The sequence below is a fragment of the Pseudomonas sp. NPDC099000 genome (assembly GCF_044759925.1).
GTDB lineage: Bacteria > Pseudomonadota > Gammaproteobacteria > Pseudomonadales > Pseudomonadaceae > Aquipseudomonas.
In genome coordinates, this window is sequence record NZ_JBIWAF010000010.1 from 122,122 (window position 1) to 143,054 (window position 20,933).

Below are 20,933 nucleotides of genomic sequence, written 5' to 3' on the forward strand. Positions count from 1 at the left end.
GATTTTGTGAGTGCTACGCACTCAAACGGGGCGGTGCGGCGGTCCGACAAGCCCCCTCGCCACAGGTCGCTCCCGCGGGGATGTGTAGTGCTTTGAAGATTGCGCTCGTCCCAAGGGACCAATGAACATCAGAGGGAGTTGTTTTTATGGGCCCATGGCTCGATAGCGTGACCGGTTGGCTGGCGGCTAACCCGCAATGGCTGGCCGCAGCGGTGTTCATAGTGGCCTTCGTGGAATGCCTGGCGATCGCCGGGCTGATCGTGCCCGGCACGGTGTTGCTGTTCGCCGTGGCGGTACTGGCCGGCAGCGGCGCGCTGTCATTGAGCGAAACGCTATTGCTGGGGTTTGTCGCCGGTGTGCTGGGCGACATTGTTTCGTACTTCATCGGTCGACATTTCCACCAGAACATCCGGCGCCTGCCAGGGTTGCGCCATCATCCGGAATGGATCGCTGGCGCCGAGGCGTATTTCCAGCGCTACGGCATCGCCAGCCTGCTGGTCGGACGCTTTATCGGCCCGCTGCGCCCGATGCTGCCGATGGTCGCCGGAATGTTCGACATGCCGTTCCCGCGTTTCGCCGCTGTCAGCTTGCTGGCCGCAGCGGGCTGGAGCGTCGCGTACCTGCTGCCCGGCTGGGCCACGGGTGCAGCGATTCGCTTGCCATTGCCCGACGGGTTCTGGCCTGAGGCAGGGATCGTCGCCGGCAGCATTGCGGTAATGATCGGTTTGAGCGTGACCAGCAGCCTGCGCCGCCATCGCCACGCCACCGCGTATATAGCCAGCCTCGGCCTGTTGATTCTGGCGGGGCTGTTTATCGGCTACCCGCACCTGACCGCGCTCGATCACGGCGTGATGGCGCTGGTGCAGGAACACCGTAGCCCGATGCTCGATGAAGTGGCCGTCACCTTCACGCTGATCGGCGAGTTCCGCAACATGCTGCTGTTCAGCGCCCTGCTGACCGGTTTGTTGCTGCTCACCCGGCAGTGGCGCCAGGCGATTTTCGCCGGCGGCACCCTGCTCTTCACTGCCCTGGGCAACACGTTCACCAAACAATTTTTCGCTCGCGTGCGCCCGGAGATCCTGAGCGATCCGTTGACCAGCTACAGCATGCCCAGTGGCCACGCCTCGGGTTCCTTCGCGTTGTTCCTGACCCTCGCCGTGCTGGCCGGGCGCGGTCAGCCGCCGCGGATGCGCCTGACCTGGTTGCTGCTGGGTTGTCTGCCTGCCCTGGCGATTGCCTTGTCGCGGGTGTACCTGGGCGCGCACTGGCCGACGGATGTACTGGCCGGTGCGATGCTGGCGGCCTGCGTGTGTGCCGCCAGCTTGTGGCTGAGCCAGCGTCAGACATCGCTCAATGCCATGCCGCCCAAGATCTGGTGGCTGATATTGCCGGCGTTGGTGGCGTTGTTCGGGTTCTTTGCATTGCGACATCTGCCGCATGCGATGTTGCGGTATGCCTATTAGGCTAATACCTAATGAGGTACACGCCATCAGAGTGCAGGACTGATGGCGTTTTTTTACTTGCGCACCTCGCCCGGCTTATCAACAATCTTGATCACGAAGTTGACAGGGTCATTATTGAACGCATCATGCTTGGTGGCGTTTGGATCAACATCTTTAAAATGCACTTTCCCCTTGTCGTCAGCGAGATAGAGCGGCCGACTATTAAGCTCACTCACGAGCTGCACATACACAGGACCGGCAACAAGATCATCAAAACCAGTTCGTTCCACCCCATGCTTGCGTATGGAAAAACTGGAACCTTCCAAACCGCCATTCATGTAAAGATGATGGGTTCCGGCATCAACCGTTAAACGACCACCTTCATAGGCACCTCGAATAATGGCCAGAACTTCATATTTGCCAGCCTTGGGCACAAACTTCAACAACAAGGGTTTGTCATCCTCATGATCGGCCAGCGTCAGAATACTTGCACTGTCGTGACTCGCCAACGCCACCTCCACGTCCAGGCGCTCGCGCCGGGTGATTCGCGGGTCGCGCAGCCGAAGCTTCAGGCGCTGCTGGTTGAGTACCACCGGCATGCCGTTGACGTAAAGATTAGCGGTAAATGCGTTGCTTTGATTTTCCAGAGACATGGATCACCTCAAGGTGTTTTTCACACAATTCTTGTTATTCAGCAATACGTGCGGAATTCAGTCCGTTGCCGAATACTTTATAAGTCGTGTACTAAATGGCCGCCGGAGCGTCTGAAATATCGGCAGCAGTGCCGGAGACTGAAAGCTTTACGCGCTTGCGCTTACGTCGCGCGACAACCATTGAATCTGCATAGTAAGCAGCGGCGTCAATAATATTAGCCGTATTAGACTCGGTACCCGCGTGCTTTAAAATATAACGCCCGACAATATCATCCCAAAACGCCCATTCATCTTCATAAATTGTCATAACCACATCCATATAGTTAACAGTTAATTCGCCTCATGCGAATAGCTGCAAACTACTGATTGAGCTTTACGAAGACAATAGTGGCGAACCAGACAACTTAATACAAAGTACAACTAGGCAAACAACTCGCCCTGCAACTCATCCAGCAACGCCTGAATCGCATCCAGTCGCTGCTGGGGATCATCGAGCTGCAGCAGGTCGATCTTGTCCAGTTCGGCAAATGGCAGCAGATAGGCCAGCTGGTTCGCCAGCGACTGTTGCCCGGTCGCTTCGGTGCCCATGTTCAACGCTTCGACCATCGGGTGTTCGGCCAAGGCTTTGAGCAGGGCGACCAGGTCCGCATCCTCATCCTGCAGCGGCTGTTCAGGTTCGTCTTCCAGCCACTCGACGTCAGCGACGGTCAATTGATCGCGCTGCACCTCGGTGCGCAACACATGAAAACGCCGTCCGCCCTGTACCCGAATCCCCAGCAGACCGTTGTCCTGCTGCTTGAAATCAGTGATCAACGCTTCGCAGCCCACCAGCGCATAGCCCGCCGGGGCGATGCCCACTTCTTCGCCGTCGAGAATGCACACCACGCCGAAGCCGCCGCCCTGTTTCATGCAGCGGCTGATCATGTCCAGGTAGCGCGCCTCGAAGATCTGCAAGTCGAGGATGCAGCCAGGAAACAGCACTGTGTTCAGCGGAAAAAGCGGCAAGCTCATAGACATTTCCTTACACCACCATCGACACCGCCAACGGCAGGAACACTGCCGTGGCCACGCCCATCAGACTCATCGCCAGCGCCGCGAAGGCGCCGCATTCTTCACTTTCCTGCAAGGCCACCGAAGTGCCGACCGCATGGGCGGTCATGCCCAGTGCCATGCCCCGGGCTTCAGGACTGTGCACACCGAGCCGGGTCAACAGGCTCGGTCCGAAGATCGCACCGATCACGCCAGTGATCAACACGAACACCGCGGCCAACGCCGCGACACCCCCGATCTGCTCGGCCACCAACATGGCAATCGGCGACGTCACCGACTTCGGCGCCATGGTCATCAGGATCATGTGTTCGGCGCCAAACCACCAGCCCAGCAACACGCCCATGCCCGTGGCAACCACGCCGCCTATCACCAGCGTAGTAAATATCGGCCAGAACAACTGCCGAATGCGTCGCAGATTCAGGTACAGCGGCACCGCCAGTGCAACGGTCGCAGGCCCGAGCAAGATGCTGAGGATCTCGGTGCTCTTGCGGTACTCGGCAAAAGTGATCCCGCACGCCACCAGCACGCCGATCACCAACAGCATGGAGACCAGCACCGGTTGCAGAAAGATCCAACGGGTTTTCTCGAAGGCCGCCAGCACCAGCTGATAAGCGCCCAACGTAATGCCGATGCCGAACAACGGATGATGAATCACCGAATCCAGCGCGCCGTGCCAATCGAGGATCATGGGCGATCTCCGCGATGGGCATGACGCTTGACCATGCGCTGCATCAGCACCCCGGCAAACGCCATGGACAGCACCAGCGACAACACCAGCGCGCCAACGATGGCCCAGAAGTCCGCGGCGATGTCCTTGGCGTAAACCATCACACCCACGGCCGGCGGCACCAGCAGCAACGGCAAATAGCGCAGCAGGCTGCTGGCCGCCAGGTTCAGCGGCTCACCAACTTGCCCGCGTGAAATCAGGTACACCAGCAACAGCAGCAGGCCGACAATCGGCCCGGGCAGTACCGGCAAAAACAAATGGTTGATGGCTGTGCCCAGCAATTGGAACAGCACCAGCCAGGTCAGGCCACGTAACAACATCCAGCATCTCCCGCACGCTTTCCCCACCAAAAATGGGCCGAGCATTATAAGCACGTCAACGCTATGGATCGGCATTCGCCAAAAGCATGGTCAGTTGACCGGAGCAATTTGCCATGTTGATCTAAAGTGGTTCACAGGGAGGCCAAATCCCCCCACTCGAAAAACTATAAATCCGATGAAACACAAGGAGAGTCTCAATGCCCTATGTTCCCGTTGCAGAGCTCAAAGATTATGTCGGCAAGGAACTCGGACGTTCCGAATGGCTCACCATCGATCAGGAGCGCATCAACCTGTTCGCAGAAGCCACAGGCGATTATCAATTCATTCACGTCGACCCGGTCAAAGCCGCGCAAACGCCATTTGGCAGCACCATTGCACACGGATTCCTGTCGCTGTCGCTGATCCCGAAACTGATGGAAGACATCCTGATCCTCCCTCAAGGGGCGAAGATGGTGGTCAACTATGGCCTGGACAGCGTGCGGTTCATCCAGCCAGTGAAAGTCAACTCCAGGGTCCGGCTCAAGGTCGACATGAACGAAGTCACCGAGAAGAAACCCGGCCAATGGCTGCTCAAAGCCACCGCTACGCTTGAAATCGAAGGATCGGACAAACCGGCGTATATCGCCGAGCCGCTGTCCCTCTGTTTCGTCTGACACAGGCCTGATAGCGAAACAGCTCACGCTGTTTCGCGCCGTGTCTCTATATACACGACACATAGCTGCGGCATACTCGGTCGCCTAATTGCCCGGATCCCGCTATGCGCTCACTTGCCCTCCTCGCCTTGACCCTGTTGCTCACCGCTTGCGGCGATGGCGAATCGCTGCTGCCCCCGGATGCCCGCTTGCCGGACGGCGGGCGCTATCGCGGTGATCTGGTCAACGGTTTGCTGCAAGGCCAGGGCCGCATCGACTACCCGAATGGCAGCTGGTACGCCGGCGAGTTCGACAAGGGCCAATGGCATGGCCAGGGCGAATGGCATGGCAGCAACGGCGAGGTCTATCGTGGACAATTCAATCAAGGCCTGTTCGACGGCAAGGGCACACTGACCACCAGCGGCAGCAGCTACACCGGCGGATTCAAACTCGGCCGCCGTGACGGTGAAGGCACGCTCAAAGAAAACGCGATGACCTATCGCGGTGAGTTCAAGGCCGATCAATATTCAGGGCTCGGTCGTCTCGAACTCGACGACGGCAGCGCCTACCAGGGCCAGTTCGCCCACGGCAAACCCAACGGTGAAGGCCAGCGCGGCGACGCCAGCGGCAATCAGTTCACCGGGCACTTCAAGGACGGTCAGCTGGAAGGCAACGGGACATTCAACAGCGCCGACGGCGACATCTACGTCGGTGGCTTCAAGAACAATCAACTGCACGGCAAGGGCCGCTACGAGAACGCCGACGGCGATGTCTGGCTGGGCCAGTTCAAGGAAGGCTCGCTGAATGGCAAAGGCGAGTTGATCGGCGCTGACGGCAGCCATTACATCGGCCAGTTCAGCGACTGGCGCTTTACCGGCCAGGGTCGATTGAACCTGCCCGACGGCAGCTTCTACATCGGCCAGTTCGACAGTGACAGCTACTCGGGGCGCGGCACCCTGGTGCTCACCGACGGCACGGTGCAAAGCGGAACGTGGATCAATGGCCAACGTGTTCGCGATGCCGATGGCAAGTTGCTGCCCGACACCCTGGAACTCGGCTTGCTGGCCCAGGGCCGGCTGCTTGATGACGCTCTGTCGAACGTACCGGCCTCGACCCCGGTGGTCGAGCTGTACACCTTGACGTTGGGCGGTGACGGCAAGCAGAGCGTGTTCCTGCGTGAATCCGATTACGTCAGCAACATGCTCCGCAGCCGCTTCAGCGCCTTCGGCCAGATCCGCCTGGTGAACCATCGCGATCACCTCGTCGACCGGCCGATGGCCACCCGGGAAAACCTGCGCCGCGCCGCGATGACGCTCGCCGAACGCAGTGGCCCGGAAGACTTGATCTTCATCTACCTGACCAGCCACGGCAGCAGCGAACATGAGCTGGTGCTCGACCAGCCGCGCATGGAACTGGCCGACCTGCCGGCCGACGAACTCGCCGCCGTGCTCGCGCCGCTGAAAAATCGCGACAAGATCGTGGTGATTTCGTCCTGCTATTCCGGCGGCTTCATCCCCGCACTCAAGGATGAACGCACGCTGATCATGACCGCTTCGCGCGCTGACCGGGTGTCCTTCGGTTGCTCGGAAGAAGCCAACTTCACCTACTTCGGTGACGCGCTATTCGCCCAGGCACTGAACCAGACCGACGACCTGGAGCAAGCCTTCAAGCTGGCCAAGGCCACGGTGGCAGAGCGTGAACTGGCTGACGGCTTCGAAGCCTCTGAACCGCAGATCTGGGCGCCGAAAACCGTTCTCTCGCACTGGCAACTCTTACGCAAACAGCAGGCACGAAAAGCACTACAAAGTGTCTCTATCAGCAGCAAGGATGCAAAGAGCAACTAAGCTGAACAGTATCAAGGGGGAAACACTATGTACTTGACGCCTCAGCATGTATTGCTTGCCGGAGCTACCGGGTTGACCGGTGAACACTTGCTTGATCGCTTGCTCAATGAGCCAACGATTTCAAGGGTACTGGCCCCCTCACGCCGGCCGCTGGCCGAGCATCCCCATCTGGAAAATCCGGTCGGCGACCCAGCGGAGTTTCTGCCGCAACTGAACGGTCGCGTCGACATCGCCTATTGCTGCCTCGGCACCACGATCAAACAGGCCGGCTCCGAAAAGGCCTTTCGCGCGGTCGACCTGGACATGGTGGTAGCGTTTGCCAAACGTGCGCGGGAAATGGGTGCACGGCACCTGATCGTGATCAGTGCCTTGGGGGCTGATCGCAGATCCTCGGTTTTCTACAACCGGGTCAAAGGCGAAATGGAGTATGCATTGCGCGCGCAAGACTGGCCGCAGCTGACCATTTGCCGACCTTCACTGCTGCTGGGCGAGCGACTCGAACCGCGCACGGCCGAGCAACTTGTCGGGCCGTTATCGCGCTTGATCCCCGGCAAATACCGCGGCATCGAAGCCTGCCAACTGGCCCGCGCCATGTGGAGACTGGCGCTGGAAGAGCAGGATGGGGTGCGGATTGTCGAGTCGGATGAGTTGCGCAAGTTAGGCAAATAATCCGCGGACCTGTGGCGAGGGGGCTTGTCGGACCGCCGCACCGCCCCGTTCGGCTGCGAAGCAGTCGTAAATCCAGGCGGCTCGGTGTTATTGAATAAGCAAATGGGGCCGCTTCGCGACCCAACGGGGGCAAGCCCCCTCGCCACAGGGTCTCCTACAACCCACCAGTCGCCTGAAAACTCACCCCGATCACCGTCAGCAATGACAACGGCAATAACAGCGTGTCGAGCAACGCGCTGGCCGGCAGGTCGACACCGGGGTAGCTCGGCGCTTCGGCGCCGAACCGGTCCATGGCGCAGCATCCACCGTTCATGGCGTACAGATCCAGACGCGTCCCCGCGTACACCACGGGTGCGCCCGGCTTGGCCGCGTCCAGCGTGCGCGCTGTGGCGCAGCCCGTCAGTTGCAGCGCCAGCAGAATAATCAGCAGCTTATTCATCGCTGCTCAAATGGTGTTCGCCCCAGCGCGGCAGCATGTCTTGCGGGATGTTCAGCAGGTTGAGAATCCGCGCCACGACAAAGTCGATCAAGTCGTCGATGGTTTGTGGCTGGTGATAGAAGCCAGGGGATGCCGGCAAAATCGTCACGCCCATGTTCGACAGCTTGAGCATGTGCTCCAGATGAATACTCGAATACGGCGCCTCGCGCGGCACCAGAATCAACTGGCGACGCTCTTTCAACGTCACATCGGCAGCCCGTTCGATCAGATTGTTGCAGGCACCGGTCGCAATCGCCGACAAGGTCCCGGTGGAGCAAGGCACCACCACCATCGCCGCCGGTGCACCGGAGCCCGAGGCCACTGGCGACATCCAGTCTTCCTTGCCGTACACCTTGATCTGCCCGGCGGCCGCGCCGGTGTATTCAGTGAGGAAGGCCTGCATCGTCTGCGGCTTGGCCGGCAGCGTGACGTCAGTCTCGGTGGCCATCACTAGTTGCGCAGCCTTGGAGATCAGGAAGTGCACCTCGCGGTCTTCGCGGATCAGGCAGTCGAGCAGACGTAAGCCGTACTGGGCGCCCGAAGCGCCGGTCATCGCGAGGGTGATGCGTTCCGGGCCGTTGTTCATTGCAGCGCCTCGGCGAGTTTGCCGTGCAGGCCGCCGAAGCCGCCGTTGCTCATGATTACCACGTGGGTGCCGGGCTGCGCCTGGCTCTTCACGCGCTCGATGATGCCTTCCAAAGAATCGCTGACAATCGACGGCACGGTGCACAACGCGGCGGTCGCGCCCAAGTCCCAACCGAGGTTGGCGGGGGCGTACCAGATCACTTGATCGGCATCGACCACGCTTTCCGGCAAGCCGTCGCGGTGAGCGCCGAGCTTCATGGAGTTGGAGCGCGGCTCGATGATCGCAATCAACGGCGCATCACCGATGCGTTTGCGCAAGCCGTCGAGGGTCGTCGCAATCGCCGTCGGGTGGTGAGCGAAATCGTCGTAGATGGTGATGCCGCGAACCTCGGCGACTTTCTCCATCCGGCGTTTCACGCTTTTGAAGGCGCTCAATGCAGCGATGCCCATCGACGGTACAACGCCGACGTGGCGAGCCGCCGCCAATGTGGCCAGGGCGTTAGCGACGTTGTGCTGGCCGGTCATGTCCCAATCGACGATGCCTTGGGCGACGCCTTCGAACATCACTTCGAACTTCGAGCCGTCTTCGCTCAGCAGTTTGACCTGCCACTGACCGCCGGCACCGGTGGTTTGCACCGGGGTCCAGCAGCCCATCTCGATGACGCGCTGCAAAGCCGGCTCGGTGGTCGGGTGAATCACCAGGCCTTCGCTCGGGATGGTCCGCACCAAGTGGTGGAACTGCCGCTCGATGGCGGGCAAATCCGGGAAGATGTCGGCGTGATCGTATTCCAGGTTATTCAGGATGGCCGTGCGCGGGCGGTAGTGAACGAACTTGGAGCGCTTGTCGAAGAACGCGCTGTCGTACTCGTCGGCTTCGATGACGAAGAACGGCGTGCCGCCCAGGCGCGCCGACACCGAGAAGTTTTGCGGCACGCCGCCAATCAGGAAACCCGGGCTCATGCCCGCGTGCTCCAGGACCCAGGCGAGCATGCTGCTGGTGGTGGTTTTGCCATGGGTGCCGGCGACGGCCAGGACCCAACGGCCTTGCAGCACGTGGTCAGCCAGCCATTGTGGGCCGGAGACGTAAGGCAGGCCTTGGTTCAGCACGTATTCGACGGCCGGGTTGCCCCGGGACATGGCGTTGCCGACCACCACCAGATCCGGCGCCGGATCGAGTTGAGCGGGGTCGTAGCCTTGGGTCAACTCAATGCCCTGCGCTTCAAGCTGAGTGCTCATCGGCGGATAGACGTTGGCATCGGAGCCCGTCACGTGATGGCCCAGCTCTTTGGCCAGAACCGCCATCGAACCCATGAAAGTGCCGCAGATACCAAGAATATGAATGTGCATAGTCGACCTCGTAAAACATGGCCGCAGGTTAGCGTAGGGAGGGGAAAATCGCACCTTGTGTTTCGGTCTCACTGAAGCCAATCGCGGGCAAGCCCGCTCCCACAAGGTCCAGCGGCGCTCGGACAATGGTGTTCACACCGCAACTCATGTGGGAGCGGGCTTGCCCGCGATTGGCCGCGACGCGGTTTACCGGGCGATGCCGTGTTTGCGTAGTTTTCGATAGAGGGTGTTACGGCTGACACCAAGCTGTTCAGCGGTATGGGTCATGTGCCAGCGCGTCTGCTCCAGCGCATTGAGCAACGCCAGCCGTTCGGCATCGTCCAGTGGATGTTCAGAAGGCGCTTCAACGGCCACAACCTGCAATGGCCTGGCCTGACGAATCATCACCGGCAAATCCTCCAGCCCGATCCGCCCGCCATCACACAACGCCGCCAAGGTGCGCAGCACATTGCGCAACTGCCGCACGTTTCCCGGCCAGGCAAAGGCCAGCAACGCCTGGCGTGCCGGTCCGTCGATCAGTACGGTTTCCTCACCCGCCTCTTCGGCCAGCAAAAAGTCGAGCAGCTGGGATTTATCACTGCGATCACGCAACGCCGGCAACGCAATTTCCAGCCCATTGAGGCGGTAATACAAATCCTCCCGGAAGCTGCCGTCCTGCACCCGCTCCAATAAATTACGGTGCGTGGCGCTGATGATCCGCACATTGACCGGCTCCGGCTCGCCGCCAATCGGCACCACCTGACGGTCTTCCAGCACCCTTAATAGCCGGGTTTGCAACGCCAAAGGCATATCGCCGATTTCATCGAGGAACAGCGTGCCGCCGTCCGCCTGTTGCAACTTGCCGCGCATGCCTTCCTTGCGCGCGCCGGTGAAGCTGCCGCCGCGATAACCGAACAGTTCGCTCTCGATCAGGCTTTCAGGGATCGCCGCGCAGTTCAGGGCAACGAAGGCTTTCTCGGCCCGCTGGCTGGCCTGATGCACGGCTTTGGCAAAGGCCTCTTTGCCGGAACCGGTTTCGCCATTGATCAACAGCGGTACGTCTCGTTCGAAGACTCTCAGGGATTTGCGGAAATCTTCCTGCAACGCGACATCGCCCAGGCAGATGCCCGACAGGCGCGGACGCTCGGCAATCGCCGGGCCTGGCACCACCGGCACCGGAATGCTGCGCGGCTGCCCGCGCAACAGGGCAAACAGACTCCGCCCGTCACGGGTGCGCAACGGCCAACTGGCGCTGGCGTTGACACTTGCACGGCCGAGCAAGTCATCCAGCGAGCAATCGAAAAATGCCTCGACCGGCTTACCCAACAATCCGCCGCGAATGTGCCCCAGCAGGTTCAATGCACTCTGGTTGACCGCGCTGATCCGCCCTTCCCCGTCGAACGCCAGCAATCCTTCGCTGAACAGCCCGACGGATTCGGCCTGCAAGTGAAAACGCAACAGCCATTGATTGTCAAAGTAGCGCAGGAAATAGCAGCTCTCGATCATCTTCGCCGAGAGATTGACCAGGGCCATGGTGTGAAATTGGCTCTGACGCGAGACGTCGTGACGCGCCGAGGACACGTCGAGCACCGCCAGCAGCTCGCCGTGAGGGTCGAACACCGGGCTTGCCGAGCAGGTCAGGCCGGTGTGGCGGCCGCGAAAGTGTTCGTCCTGGTGGATGGTCAGCGACTGACGTTCCACCAGGCAGGTGCCGATGCCGTTGGTGCCTTCGCAGGCTTCGCTCCAGTCGGCGCCGAGCCACAGGCCGGCGCGTTCGAAGATTTTCCGCTCGGCAGGTGCGGTGACACAGTTGAGGATCACCCCTCGGGCGTCGGTAAGCAGAACGGCGTGACCGGCCCCGGAAAGTTGCTGATGGAGGCTGGTCATTTCGTTGCCGGCGATGTGCAGTACTTGCTGCAAGCGTTCACGGCTTTCCAGCACTCGGCCATGTTCCAGCACCGTCGGTGCCATCGTCAGGGCCGGGTCGAGGTGATAATCCTCAAGACAACGCAGCCATGAGCGGGCAATGGACGGGTCGCTGCCAGGACCGTGCAGGTGGGATTTGCCCTGGGTTACGGTCAAGACTTGCTGGGCATGGCGACTCAAATGGTTGTCGTGCATTTCTTATTATTTTCTCCGCAGAGTCCGATCCGCTTCCGTGTAGCAGCTGCCGAAGGCTGCGTCCGGCTGCGAAGCAGTCGTAAATCGGTGTCCCGTATGCATTACCTGAACCGAGGCGAGTGCTTCGCCCTCGAACGCAGCCTTCGGCAGCTGCTACAAGAGCAATGCATTCACACGAGGCCGAGCATCCTCCAGCCTAGCCCGCATTGCAATGCTGGCAAGACCAGCCAGTCACAGCCTGTGCCAAAAGCGGTACAAACTGTCACCAAGGCTGTACCGATACCGTCACAGACGCCACCCGCCTGTCCGACAAAAACCACGCAAGGCCTTGATTTGCCTGACCTGCAAGGCAGTGGCCCGACCTTTGCTCTACGCTTATAGCAGGCGCACATGCGCTCTCCCTTATAAGCACAAAAGCCAAGGAGAAATCACCATGCGTTACGCTCACCCCGGTACTGAAGGCGCTATCGTTTCGTTCAAGAGCAAATACGGTAACTACATCGGCGGCGAGTTCGTCGCGCCTGTTAAAGGTCAGTACTTCACCAATACCTCGCCAGTGAATGGCCAACCGATTGCCGAATTCCCACGCTCCAGTGCCGAAGACATCGAAAAGGCCCTGGACGCCGCCCACGCAGCTGCCGATGCCTGGGGCGCAACGTCCGCCCAGGCGCGCTCGCTGGTGCTGCTGAAAATCGCCGACCGCATCGAACAGAACCTGGAAGTCCTCGCAATCACCGAATCCTGGGACAACGGCAAAGCCGTGCGTGAAACCCTCAACGCCGACATCCCGCTGGCTGCGGACCATTTCCGTTACTTCGCCGGTTGCATCCGCGCCCAGGAAGGCAGCGCCGCCGAGATCGATGGCAACACCGTGGCCTATCACATCCACGAACCGCTGGGCGTGGTCGGGCAGATCATTCCGTGGAACTTCCCGATTCTGATGGCCGCGTGGAAACTCGCCCCGGCCCTGGCGGCCGGTAACTGCGTGGTGCTCAAGCCTGCCGAACAAACCCCGCTGGGCATCACCGTGCTGATGGAACTGATCGGCGACCTGCTGCCGCCAGGCGTGCTGAACGTGGTGCAAGGCTATGGCAAAGAGGCCGGTGAGGCCCTGGCCACCAGCAAACGCATCGCCAAGATCGCCTTCACCGGCTCGACCCCGGTCGGCTCGCACATCATGAAATGCGCCGCCGAAAACATCATCCCGTCCACCGTGGAGCTGGGTGGCAAGTCGCCGAACATCTTCTTCGCCGACATCATGCAAGCCGAAGAAACCTTCATCGAAAAGGCCGCCGAGGGCCTGGTGCTGGCGTTCTTCAACCAGGGCGAAGTCTGCACCTGCCCTTCCCGTGCCTTGGTGCAAGAGTCGATCTACGACGACTTCATGAAAGTCGTAATGAAAAAAGTGCTGTCGATCAAACGTGGCGACCCGCTGGACACCGACACCATGGTCGGCGCCCAGGCGTCCGAGCAGCAATTCGACAAAATCCTTTCGTACCTGGAAATCGCCAAGGGCGAAGGCGCCGAGTTGCTGACCGGCGGCAAGATTGAAAAACTCGAGGGCAATCTGGCGACCGGGTATTACATCCAGCCGACCCTGCTCAAGGGCACCAACAAAATGCGTGTGTTCCAGGAAGAAATCTTTGGCCCGGTGGTGAGCATCACCACGTTCAAGGACGAAGCCGAAGCCCTGGCCATCGCCAACGACACCGAGTTCGGCCTGGGTGCCGGCCTCTGGACCCGCGACATCAACCGCGCCTACCGCATGGGCCGCGCCATCAAGGCCGGTCGTGTGTGGACCAACTGCTACCACCTGTACCCGGCGCATGCCGCGTTCGGTGGTTACAAAAAGTCCGGCGTTGGGCGTGAAACCCACAAGATGATGCTCGATCACTATCAGCAGACCAAAAACCTGCTGGTGAGCTACGACATCAATCCGTTGGGCTTCTTCTAAACCGTCCGTCGCAGGCAAGCAGCTCTCCTTGTGGGAGTGAGCTTGCCTGCACATTGGGCCTTCGCGCCCACCCGGCAACCACGCCGGTCAAAAACAATAAGAACAGGTGAACCCCTATGCCTAGCGATCAAGCCAGCGTGCAGCCGGCTACCTCCTCGGTCGACTTTGAAAAAGTCGGCTCCGACTATTTCCAGCAACGGGAACTGAAAAAAGGTGCAGCAGGCTGGGTCCTGCTGGTGGGTCTGGGCGTGGCCTACGTCATCTCCGGCGATTACGCGGGTTGGAACTTCGGCCTGGCCCAGGGTGGCTGGGGCGGTATGTTTCTCGCCACGTTGCTGATGGCGACCATGTACCTGTGCATGTGTTTTTCCCTGGCGGAACTGTCTTCCATGATTCCCACCGCGGGTGGCGGCTACGGTTTTGCCCGTAGCGCGTTCGGCCCGTGGGGAGGGTTTCTGACCGGGACTGCAATCCTGATCGAATATGCCATCGCACCAGCAGCGATCGCGGTATTTATCGGCGCCTATTGCGAGTCACTGTTCGGCATCGGTGGCTGGATGATTTACCTGGCGTTCTACATCATTTTTATCGCCATCCACATTTTCGGGGTCGGCGAAGCCCTGAAACTGATGTTCGTCATCACCGCCGTCGCCGCCCTGGCGCTGGGAGTGTTTCTGGTGGCGATGGTGCCGCACTTCAGCGTCGCCAACCTGCTCGACATCCCGGTGACCGAGGCCAAGGGCGCCAGCAGCTTCCTGCCCTTCGGCTACGTCGGCGTGTGGGCGGCAATTCCCTACGCGATCTGGTTCTTCCTCGCTGTCGAAGGTGTGCCGTTGGCAGCAGAAGAAACCAAAAACCCGAAACGCGACCTACCCCGCGGATTGATCGGCGCCATGCTGGTGCTGGTGAGCTTTGCCCTGCTGATTCTGGTCATCGGCCCGGGCGGTGCGGGCGCCAATGCACTGCTGACCTCGGGTAATCCGTTGGTTGAAGCATTGAGCAAGGCCTATGGCGGCTCGACCTGGATGGGCCACTTCGTCAATTTGGTGGGCCTGGCCGGGCTGATTGCCAGTTTCTTCTCGATCATCTACGCCTACTCGCGGCAGATCTTCGCGTTGTCCCGCGCCGGCTACCTGCCGCGCAAACTGTCAGAAACAAACAAGAGCAAGGCCCCCGTACTGGCGCTGATTATTCCCGGCATCATCGGTTTCGGGTTGTCGCTGACCGGTCAAGGTGACTTGCTGATTCTGGTGGCGGTGTTCGGTGCGACCATTTCCTACGTCTTAATGATGGCGGCGCACATCACACTGCGCATTCGACGCCCCAAAATGGATCGGCCATACCGCACGCCGGGCGGTATCTTCACCTCGGGTGTAGCGTTGGTGCTGGCTTGCATCGCCGTGGTGGCGGGTTTTCTGGTAGACCCACGCGTGGTGATTGGCGCTGCGATCATCTATGGAGTGTTAATTGCTTACTTTGCTTTCTACAGTCGGCATCACTTGGTAGCAGGCACGCCCGAAGAAGAGTTCGCGGCCATTCAGAACGCTGAAAAAGCCCTGCACTAACGGCCAGAAATCGCGGCGCAGGCTCTGTCTGCGCCGTCACGGAGAATCTGTATGGCAAGTTTTGCTCACACGGTCGGCACCCAGACCTACCGCTTCGCGAGCCTCAAGGACGTCATGGCCAAGGCCAGCCCGGCGCGTTCCGGGGATTTTCTGGCCGGCGTCGCCGCCCTCAACGATGGCGAGCGTGTGGCCGCGCAAATGGCTCTGGCTGACATCCCCCTGACCCACTTCCTGCAGGAAGTACTGATTCCCTATGAGGCAGATGAAGTCACCCGACTGATCATCGACACGCACGACAAACACGCCTTCGCCGCCGTCAGCCACCTCACTGTCGGCGGCTTCCGCGACTGGCTGCTCAGCGATGCGGCCGACGAACAGAGCCTGCGCGCCCTGGCGCCCGGGCTGACCCCGGAGATGGTCGCCGCCGTGTCGAAGATCATGCGCGTGCAGGATCTGGTGCTGGTGGCGCAGAAAATCCGCGTGGTCACGAAATTCCGCGGCACGATGGGTTTGCGCGGGCGGTTATCCACGCGCCTGCAACCCAACCACCCTACCGACGAACCGGCCGGGATCGCCGCGAGCATTCTCGACGGCCTGCTCTACGGCAACGGCGACGCGATGATCGGCATCAACCCGGCCACCGACAGCATCGCGTCGATCTGCGCCATGCTGGAAATGCTCGACGCGATCATCCAGCGCTACGAAATCCCGACCCAGGCCTGCGTGCTGACCCACGTCACCACCTCGATCGAAGCGATCAATCGCGGTGTCCCGCTGGACCTTGTGTTCCAGTCGATCGCCGGCACCGAAGCGGCCAACGCCAGTTTCGGCATCAACCTGAATGTATTGCAGGAAGGTTATGACGCCGGGCTGAGCCTGAATCGCGGCACCCTGGGCCAGAACCTGATGTATTTCGAGACCGGCCAGGGCAGTGCCCTGTCAGCCAACGCCCACCACGGCATCGATCAACAAACCTGCGAGACCCGTGCCTACGCCGTGGCGCGCCATTTCAAACCGTTTTTGGTGAACACCGTCGTAGGATTCATCGGCCCGGAATACCTCTACAACGGCAAACAGATCATCCGCGCCGGCCTCGAAGACCACTTCTGCGGCAAGCTCCTGGGCGTGCCGATGGGCTGCGATATCTGTTACACCAACCACGCCGAAGCCGATCAGGACGACATGGACACCCTGCTGACCCTGTTGGGCGTGGCCGGGATCAACTTCATCATGGGCATCCCGGGCTCCGATGACATCATGCTCAACTACCAGACCACCTCGTTCCACGACGCCCTTTACGCCCGCCAGACCCTGGGCCTGAAACCGGCGCCGGAGTACGAACAATGGCTGGCGAGAATGGGCATCCTGACCCAGGCGGACGGCAAGATTCACTTCGGCGACAGCCTGCCGCCCGCCTTCCGTCAAGCGATGGCGCAACTGGGATGAGTGTTGAAATGGATAAACCCCCTGTTGATCCAGAGAATCCGTTGCTGGAGTTGCGTCGCCTGACCCCGGCGCGGATTGCCCTGGGCCGCACCGGCACGAGCATGCCGACCAGCGCGCAGCTGGATTTCCAGTACGCCCACGCACAAGCCCGGGACGCGGTGCACTTGCCGTTCGACCATGCAGGGCTCAGCGCTCAATTGGCCGAGCGCGGGCGTGCGAGTTTACTACTGCACAGCGCCGCCACGGACCGGAACAGTTATCTGCAGCGCCCCGATTTGGGGCGAAAGTTGAGTAATGAGTCAGCGCAGGCACTGCGCGATTACGCGCTGGCCAATCCCGGCGGGATCGACCTGGCAATTGTTGTTGCCGATGGGTTGTCGGCGCTGGCCGTTCACCGCCATACCCTGCCGTTTCTGGCGCGGATGGAAGATCAGATTGTCGGTGACGGCTGGTCCGTCTCACCGGTCATTCTGGTGGAACAGGGCCGCGTCGCTGTAGCGGACGAGATTGGCGAATTGCTCGGCGCAAAAATGGTGGTGATCCTGATCGGTGAACGCCCTGGCCTCAGTTCGCCGGACAGCCTGGGGTTATATTTCACCTACAATCCAAAGGTCGGGCTGACAGACGCCTACCGCAATTGCATCTCCAATGTCCGGCTCGAGGGCCTGAGCTACGGAATGGCCGCTCACCGCTTGCTGTACCTGATGCGCGAGGCTTGCCGCCGGCAGTTGTCGGGAGTCAACCTGAAGGACGAAGCCCAGGTTCAGACGCTTGAGTCGGACGCAGGTGCGGACATGAAAGGTAATTTCCTACTGAGCCCGCCGACTGCCTGAACCGTTTCCGCATTGCGTTTCTATTCCGGTTTCAGGCAGGATCGATGCACGGCTGCCCGAGTGAAGAACCGTTCGCCGTCAGAGCACGTGAAGACAGCCACTTGAAGACGAGACCTATCGATGCGGATTATTCAAGCGACCCTCGAACACCTGGACCTGCTGACCCCGTTGTTCGTCAAATATCGCGAGTTTTATGGTTCCCTGGCCTATCCAGACTCCTCCCGGGCGTTCCTTGAAAAACGTCTGCGCCGCAAGGAATCGGTGATTTACCTGGCGCTGGCCGATGGCGACGATAAGCTGATGGGTTTCTGTCAGTTGTACCCGAGCTTTTCATCCCTTTCGCTCAAACGCGTGTGGATCCTCAACGACATCTACGTCGCCGAAGACGCCCGTCGGCAGCTGGTGGCCGACAACCTGATCCGCACCGCGAAGAAAATGGCCAAGGAAACCAATGCCGTGCGCATGCGCGTTTCCACCAGCAGCAACAACGAAGTGGCGCAGAAAACCTACGAATCCATCGGGTTCAAGGAAGACACCGAGTTCAAGAACTACGTGCTGCCGATCAGCGACGGGCTCTGATGCTTGCCGGCTTCTGTGATGAGGGATCGTTCGCCCTCATCACAGAAGGGTTATTTATTGTCACCAGACTTCCGGCCGCGCCATAGACATCCCCCGCTACAATCTCGACGCGCGTTTCACCACTCAGCCCGTATAATGCCGGCCTTTTCGGCTTGTAAGAAAAACTACACTCATCTGTAGGCTTTCGTGAAGTCATCCGCACAGGCCCGCAGAGTCCGGCCGTCACCACAGGTGCCCTTCCATGGATTTCAACCCGATCGACCTTATCCTGCATCTCGATGTTTACCTCGACTTGCTGGTGAACAACTACGGGCCATGGATCTACGCCATCCTGTTTCTGGTGATCTTCTGCGAAACCGGCCTGGTGGTGATGCCCTTCCTGCCGGGCGACTCCCTGCTGTTCATCGCGGGCGCCGTTGCGGCCGGCGGCGGCATGGACCCGGTGTTGCTGGGCGGCCTGCTGATGCTGGCGGCGATCCTCGGTGACAGCACCAACTACGTCATCGGCCGAACCGCGGGCGAACGTTTGTTCAGCAACCCGAACTCGAAAATCTTCCGGCGCGACTACCTGCAACAGACCCACGACTTCTATGACAAGCACGGGGGCAAAACCGTGACCCTGGCGCGCTTCCTGCCGATCATCCGTACCTTTGCACCGTTCGTCGCCGGCGTCGCCAAAATGCCTTACCCGCGTTTCTTTGGCTTCAGCGTCCTCGGCACCATTCTGTGGGTCGGCGGCTTGGTGACCTTGGGTTACTTCTTCGGCAACGTACCGTTCATCAAGAAAAACCTCTCGCTGCTGGTGGTGGGCATCATCCTGCTGTCGCTGGTGCCGATGATCATCGGCGTGGTCCGCAGCCGCTTCGGCAACTCCGCGTCCAAAGCCCAATCGCGCTGACTCGCGATGTGGTCCCTGAGCGCCTGGCGTCGCCGGCGCATCCTGGCCAGACACCCGATTGCCGACGACCTGTGGCAACGGGTGCGCCATCATTTGAGCTTTCTTGACGGCATCAGCGCCGCCGAAGACCAATGGCTGCGCGAAGCCTGCGTGCTGTTCCTGGAAGATAAACACCTGACCGCCCTGCCCGGCGTCGAACTCCACCAGGAACAACGCTTGCTGCTCGCGGCTCAAGCGCAATTGCCGCTGCTGCACCTGGGAGACCTGAACTGGTATCAGGGTTTCCACGAAATCGTCCTCTACCCCGACGACTTCCTCAGCCCCCAACGGCATCGGGATGCCAGCGGTGTCGAACACGAGTGGGACGGTGAGCACAGTGGCGAAGCGTGGCAGCAAGGCCCGATCATCCTCGCCTGGCCCGGCGTGATGGCCAGCGGGGGCTGGGAAGGCTACAACCTGGTGATCCACGAGCTCGCGCACAAACTCGACATGCTCAACGGCGATGCCAACGGCTTGCCGCCGCTGCATCCGGACATGCGAGTCAGCGAATGGGCCAAGGTCATGCAGCACGCCTACGACGACCTGAATAAGCACCTTGACCGCAATCCGGACGCCGAAACGGCCATCGACCCCTACGCAGCGGAAAACCCCGCCGAATTCTTCGCGGTCACCAGCGAATACTTCTTCAGCGCCCCGGATTTGCTGCACGAGGCGTATCCTCAGGTCTATGAGCAGCTGAAGTTGTTTTACCGCCAGGACCCGCTGGCCCGGCTGCGGCAACTTCTGGCCGAGAACCCTGTCTATCAGGCACACGACTAGTGCCCAGCCTCACCGATACGTTGCTCTTTTGACGAGTGGTCGTTGTGGTCAGGCAAGGCGCCGCGACGAGTCATAGCTGGCTATGGCGAGGAGCGGCAACGCAGCATGACCGCAACGGACGCCGTCAAAAAGCAACAGTATCGGTGAGGCTGGGCACTCGGGTCTACACGACCTCTGGCACATAGCAACGGTGGCGGAATATGCCTATAATCGCCGCCACTTTTTGGTCAATCCGGCCAAGTGTTTTTGGTCAACTAACGGGGGCACCGCCCAATGAGCTACAGCAAGATTCCGGCTGGCAAAGACCTGCCGAACGACATCTACGTCGCGATCGAGATTCCGGCCAACCACGCGCCGATCAAATACGAAATCGACAAAGACAGCGATTGCCTGTTCGTTGACCGTTTCATGGCCACCCCGATGTTCTACCCGGCCAACTACGGTTTCATCCCGAACACCCTGGCTGACGACGGTGACCCCCTCGACGTGCTGGTCGTGACCCCTTACCCGGTTGCTCCAGGCTCGGTCATCCGCGCTCGTCCAGTCGGCATCCTGCACATGACCGACGACGGCGGCGGCGATGCCAAAGTCATCGCAGTCCCACACGACAAGCTGTCCCAGCTGTACGTCGACGTGAAGGAATACACCGATCTGCCTCCACTGCTGCTGGAACAGATCAAGCACTTCTTCGAGAACTACAAAGACCTCGAAAAAGGCAAATGGGTGAAAATCGAAGGTTGGGGCGACGCAGAAGCCGCTCGCACCGAGATCATGAAGTCGGTTGCTGCCTATAAAGGCTGAGACGCCATGGGCTTCGTGCCCGTGACGACTTGAAAAAACCCCGGTTGATCCGGGGTTTTTTGTGGGCGTCTATTAAGGGCCTTTTAAACGGCGCGTTTATTTTTCGAGCGCTACGTTTTTTCTTGTTTAATTTGTTCCAAATACGTCTTACATCCGGTCGTAAATTTCCCTCGAAATTTGAACGGTTCGTT

General features: G+C 60.2%; 21 protein-coding genes. 12 read left to right on the top strand and 9 right to left on the bottom strand.

The window, feature by feature from the left end; genetic code table 11:
- Positions 1–146 precede the first annotated feature (146 nt).
- Positions 147–1,463, top strand: a complete 1,317-nt coding sequence (locus ACIQV9_RS14965) for a bifunctional DedA family/phosphatase PAP2 family protein (protein WP_403102639.1) — start codon at positions 147–149, stop codon at positions 1,461–1,463.
- Positions 1,464–1,516: 53 nt separating this feature from the next.
- Here the strand turns inward: ACIQV9_RS14965 and ACIQV9_RS14970 are convergent, their stop codons facing one another.
- The 5 genes from ACIQV9_RS14970 to ACIQV9_RS14990 form a co-directional block, all read right to left on the bottom strand.
- Positions 1,517–2,095 (bottom strand): hypothetical protein, encoded by a 579-nt coding sequence (locus ACIQV9_RS14970; RefSeq protein ID WP_403102642.1) that lies wholly within the window; start codon positions 2,093–2,095, stop codon positions 1,517–1,519.
- A 91-nt stretch (positions 2,096–2,186) separates the two neighbouring features.
- Complete coding sequence (locus tag ACIQV9_RS14975) at positions 2,187–2,402, bottom strand: hypothetical protein (protein ID WP_403102645.1); 216 nt, start codon at positions 2,400–2,402, stop codon at positions 2,187–2,189.
- Positions 2,403–2,515: 113 nt separating this feature from the next.
- Positions 2,516–3,106 (bottom strand): LON peptidase substrate-binding domain-containing protein, encoded by a 591-nt coding sequence (locus tag ACIQV9_RS14980; RefSeq protein ID WP_131063032.1) that lies wholly within the window; start codon positions 3,104–3,106, stop codon positions 2,516–2,518.
- A 10-nt stretch (positions 3,107–3,116) separates the two neighbouring features.
- Positions 3,117–3,833 (bottom strand): LrgB family protein, encoded by a 717-nt coding sequence (locus tag ACIQV9_RS14985; RefSeq protein ID WP_403102648.1) that lies wholly within the window; start codon positions 3,831–3,833, stop codon positions 3,117–3,119.
- Positions 3,830–4,192, bottom strand: coding sequence for a CidA/LrgA family protein (locus tag ACIQV9_RS14990; protein WP_109635147.1), 363 nt, complete (start codon positions 4,190–4,192; stop codon positions 3,830–3,832). Before ACIQV9_RS14990 ends, ACIQV9_RS14985 begins: the two co-directional genes overlap by 4 nt.
- A 197-nt stretch (positions 4,193–4,389) precedes the next feature.
- Here ACIQV9_RS14990 and ACIQV9_RS14995 point away from each other — a divergent pair, with 197 nt between their 5' ends.
- The 3 genes from ACIQV9_RS14995 to ACIQV9_RS15005 all read left to right on the top strand — a co-directional run bounded on the left by ACIQV9_RS14995 (position 4,390) and on the right by ACIQV9_RS15005 (position 7,337).
- Positions 4,390–4,845, top strand: a complete 456-nt coding sequence (locus ACIQV9_RS14995) for a MaoC family dehydratase (protein WP_149660901.1) — start codon at positions 4,390–4,392, stop codon at positions 4,843–4,845.
- A gap of 104 nt (positions 4,846–4,949) precedes the next feature.
- Complete coding sequence (locus ACIQV9_RS15000) at positions 4,950–6,668, top strand: C13 family peptidase (RefSeq protein WP_403102651.1); 1,719 nt, start codon at positions 4,950–4,952, stop codon at positions 6,666–6,668.
- A gap of 27 nt (positions 6,669–6,695) precedes the next feature.
- Positions 6,696–7,337 carry an oxidoreductase gene (locus ACIQV9_RS15005; RefSeq protein ID WP_403102654.1) on the top strand — a complete coding sequence of 214 codons (642 nt, stop codon included), beginning with the start codon at positions 6,696–6,698 and terminating at the stop codon, positions 7,335–7,337.
- 154 nt (positions 7,338–7,491) lie between these two features.
- Here ACIQV9_RS15005 and ACIQV9_RS15010 read toward each other — a convergent pair whose 3' ends face one another.
- The 4 genes from ACIQV9_RS15010 to ACIQV9_RS15025 form a co-directional block, all read right to left on the bottom strand.
- On the bottom strand, positions 7,492–7,776 hold the full coding sequence (locus ACIQV9_RS15010; RefSeq protein WP_403102656.1) for a YceK/YidQ family lipoprotein: 285 nt from the start codon (positions 7,774–7,776) through the stop codon (positions 7,492–7,494).
- The gene (gene ubiX / locus ACIQV9_RS15015) at positions 7,769–8,401 is read right to left on the bottom strand and encodes a flavin prenyltransferase UbiX (RefSeq protein WP_010467349.1); all 633 of its coding nucleotides are present in this window, start codon (positions 8,399–8,401) and stop codon (positions 7,769–7,771) included. Before ubiX ends, ACIQV9_RS15010 begins: the two co-directional genes overlap by 8 nt.
- Positions 8,398–9,747, bottom strand: a complete 1,350-nt coding sequence (mpl, locus tag ACIQV9_RS15020; RefSeq protein ID WP_403102660.1) for a UDP-N-acetylmuramate:L-alanyl-gamma-D-glutamyl-meso-diaminopimelate ligase — start codon at positions 9,745–9,747, stop codon at positions 8,398–8,400. The genes ubiX and mpl overlap by 4 nt, the downstream gene beginning before the upstream one ends.
- 186 nt (positions 9,748–9,933) lie before the next feature.
- Entirely contained in the window at positions 9,934–11,847 is a 1,914-nt protein-coding gene (locus ACIQV9_RS15025; protein ID WP_403102663.1) for a sigma-54-dependent Fis family transcriptional regulator, read from the bottom strand.
- A 433-nt stretch (positions 11,848–12,280) separates the two neighbouring features.
- Here ACIQV9_RS15025 and ACIQV9_RS15030 point away from each other — a divergent pair, with 433 nt between their 5' ends.
- The 8 genes from ACIQV9_RS15030 to ppa all read left to right on the top strand — a co-directional run bounded on the left by ACIQV9_RS15030 (position 12,281) and on the right by ppa (position 20,742).
- On the top strand, positions 12,281–13,801 hold the full coding sequence (locus tag ACIQV9_RS15030; RefSeq protein WP_403102665.1) for an aldehyde dehydrogenase family protein: 1,521 nt from the start codon (positions 12,281–12,283) through the stop codon (positions 13,799–13,801).
- Between the two features lie 116 nt (positions 13,802–13,917).
- A complete protein-coding gene (gene eat, locus ACIQV9_RS15035) occupies positions 13,918–15,366 on the top strand; it encodes an ethanolamine permease (RefSeq protein WP_403102668.1) in 1,449 nt (482 codons plus the stop codon).
- Between the two features lie 51 nt (positions 15,367–15,417).
- Complete coding sequence (locus ACIQV9_RS15040; protein ID WP_403102671.1) at positions 15,418–16,812, top strand: ethanolamine ammonia-lyase subunit EutB; 1,395 nt, start codon at positions 15,418–15,420, stop codon at positions 16,810–16,812.
- Positions 16,813–16,820: 8 nt separating this feature from the next.
- Positions 16,821–17,645, top strand: coding sequence for an ethanolamine ammonia-lyase subunit EutC (gene eutC, locus ACIQV9_RS15045; RefSeq protein WP_403102674.1), 825 nt, complete (start codon positions 16,821–16,823; stop codon positions 17,643–17,645).
- Between the two features lie 120 nt (positions 17,646–17,765).
- The gene (locus ACIQV9_RS15050; protein ID WP_403102677.1) at positions 17,766–18,224 is read left to right on the top strand and encodes a GNAT family N-acetyltransferase; all 459 of its coding nucleotides are present in this window, start codon (positions 17,766–17,768) and stop codon (positions 18,222–18,224) included.
- 241 nt (positions 18,225–18,465) lie between these two features.
- A complete protein-coding gene (locus ACIQV9_RS15055) occupies positions 18,466–19,122 on the top strand; it encodes a DedA family protein (RefSeq protein WP_403102680.1) in 657 nt (218 codons plus the stop codon).
- Positions 19,123–19,128: 6 nt separating this feature from the next.
- Positions 19,129–19,941 (top strand): zinc-dependent peptidase, encoded by an 813-nt coding sequence (locus ACIQV9_RS15060; RefSeq protein WP_403102682.1) that lies wholly within the window; start codon positions 19,129–19,131, stop codon positions 19,939–19,941.
- Between the two features lie 273 nt (positions 19,942–20,214).
- Complete coding sequence (ppa, locus tag ACIQV9_RS15065) at positions 20,215–20,742, top strand: inorganic diphosphatase (RefSeq protein ID WP_028620880.1); 528 nt, start codon at positions 20,215–20,217, stop codon at positions 20,740–20,742.
- The last annotated feature ends 191 nt before the right edge of the window (positions 20,743–20,933 follow it).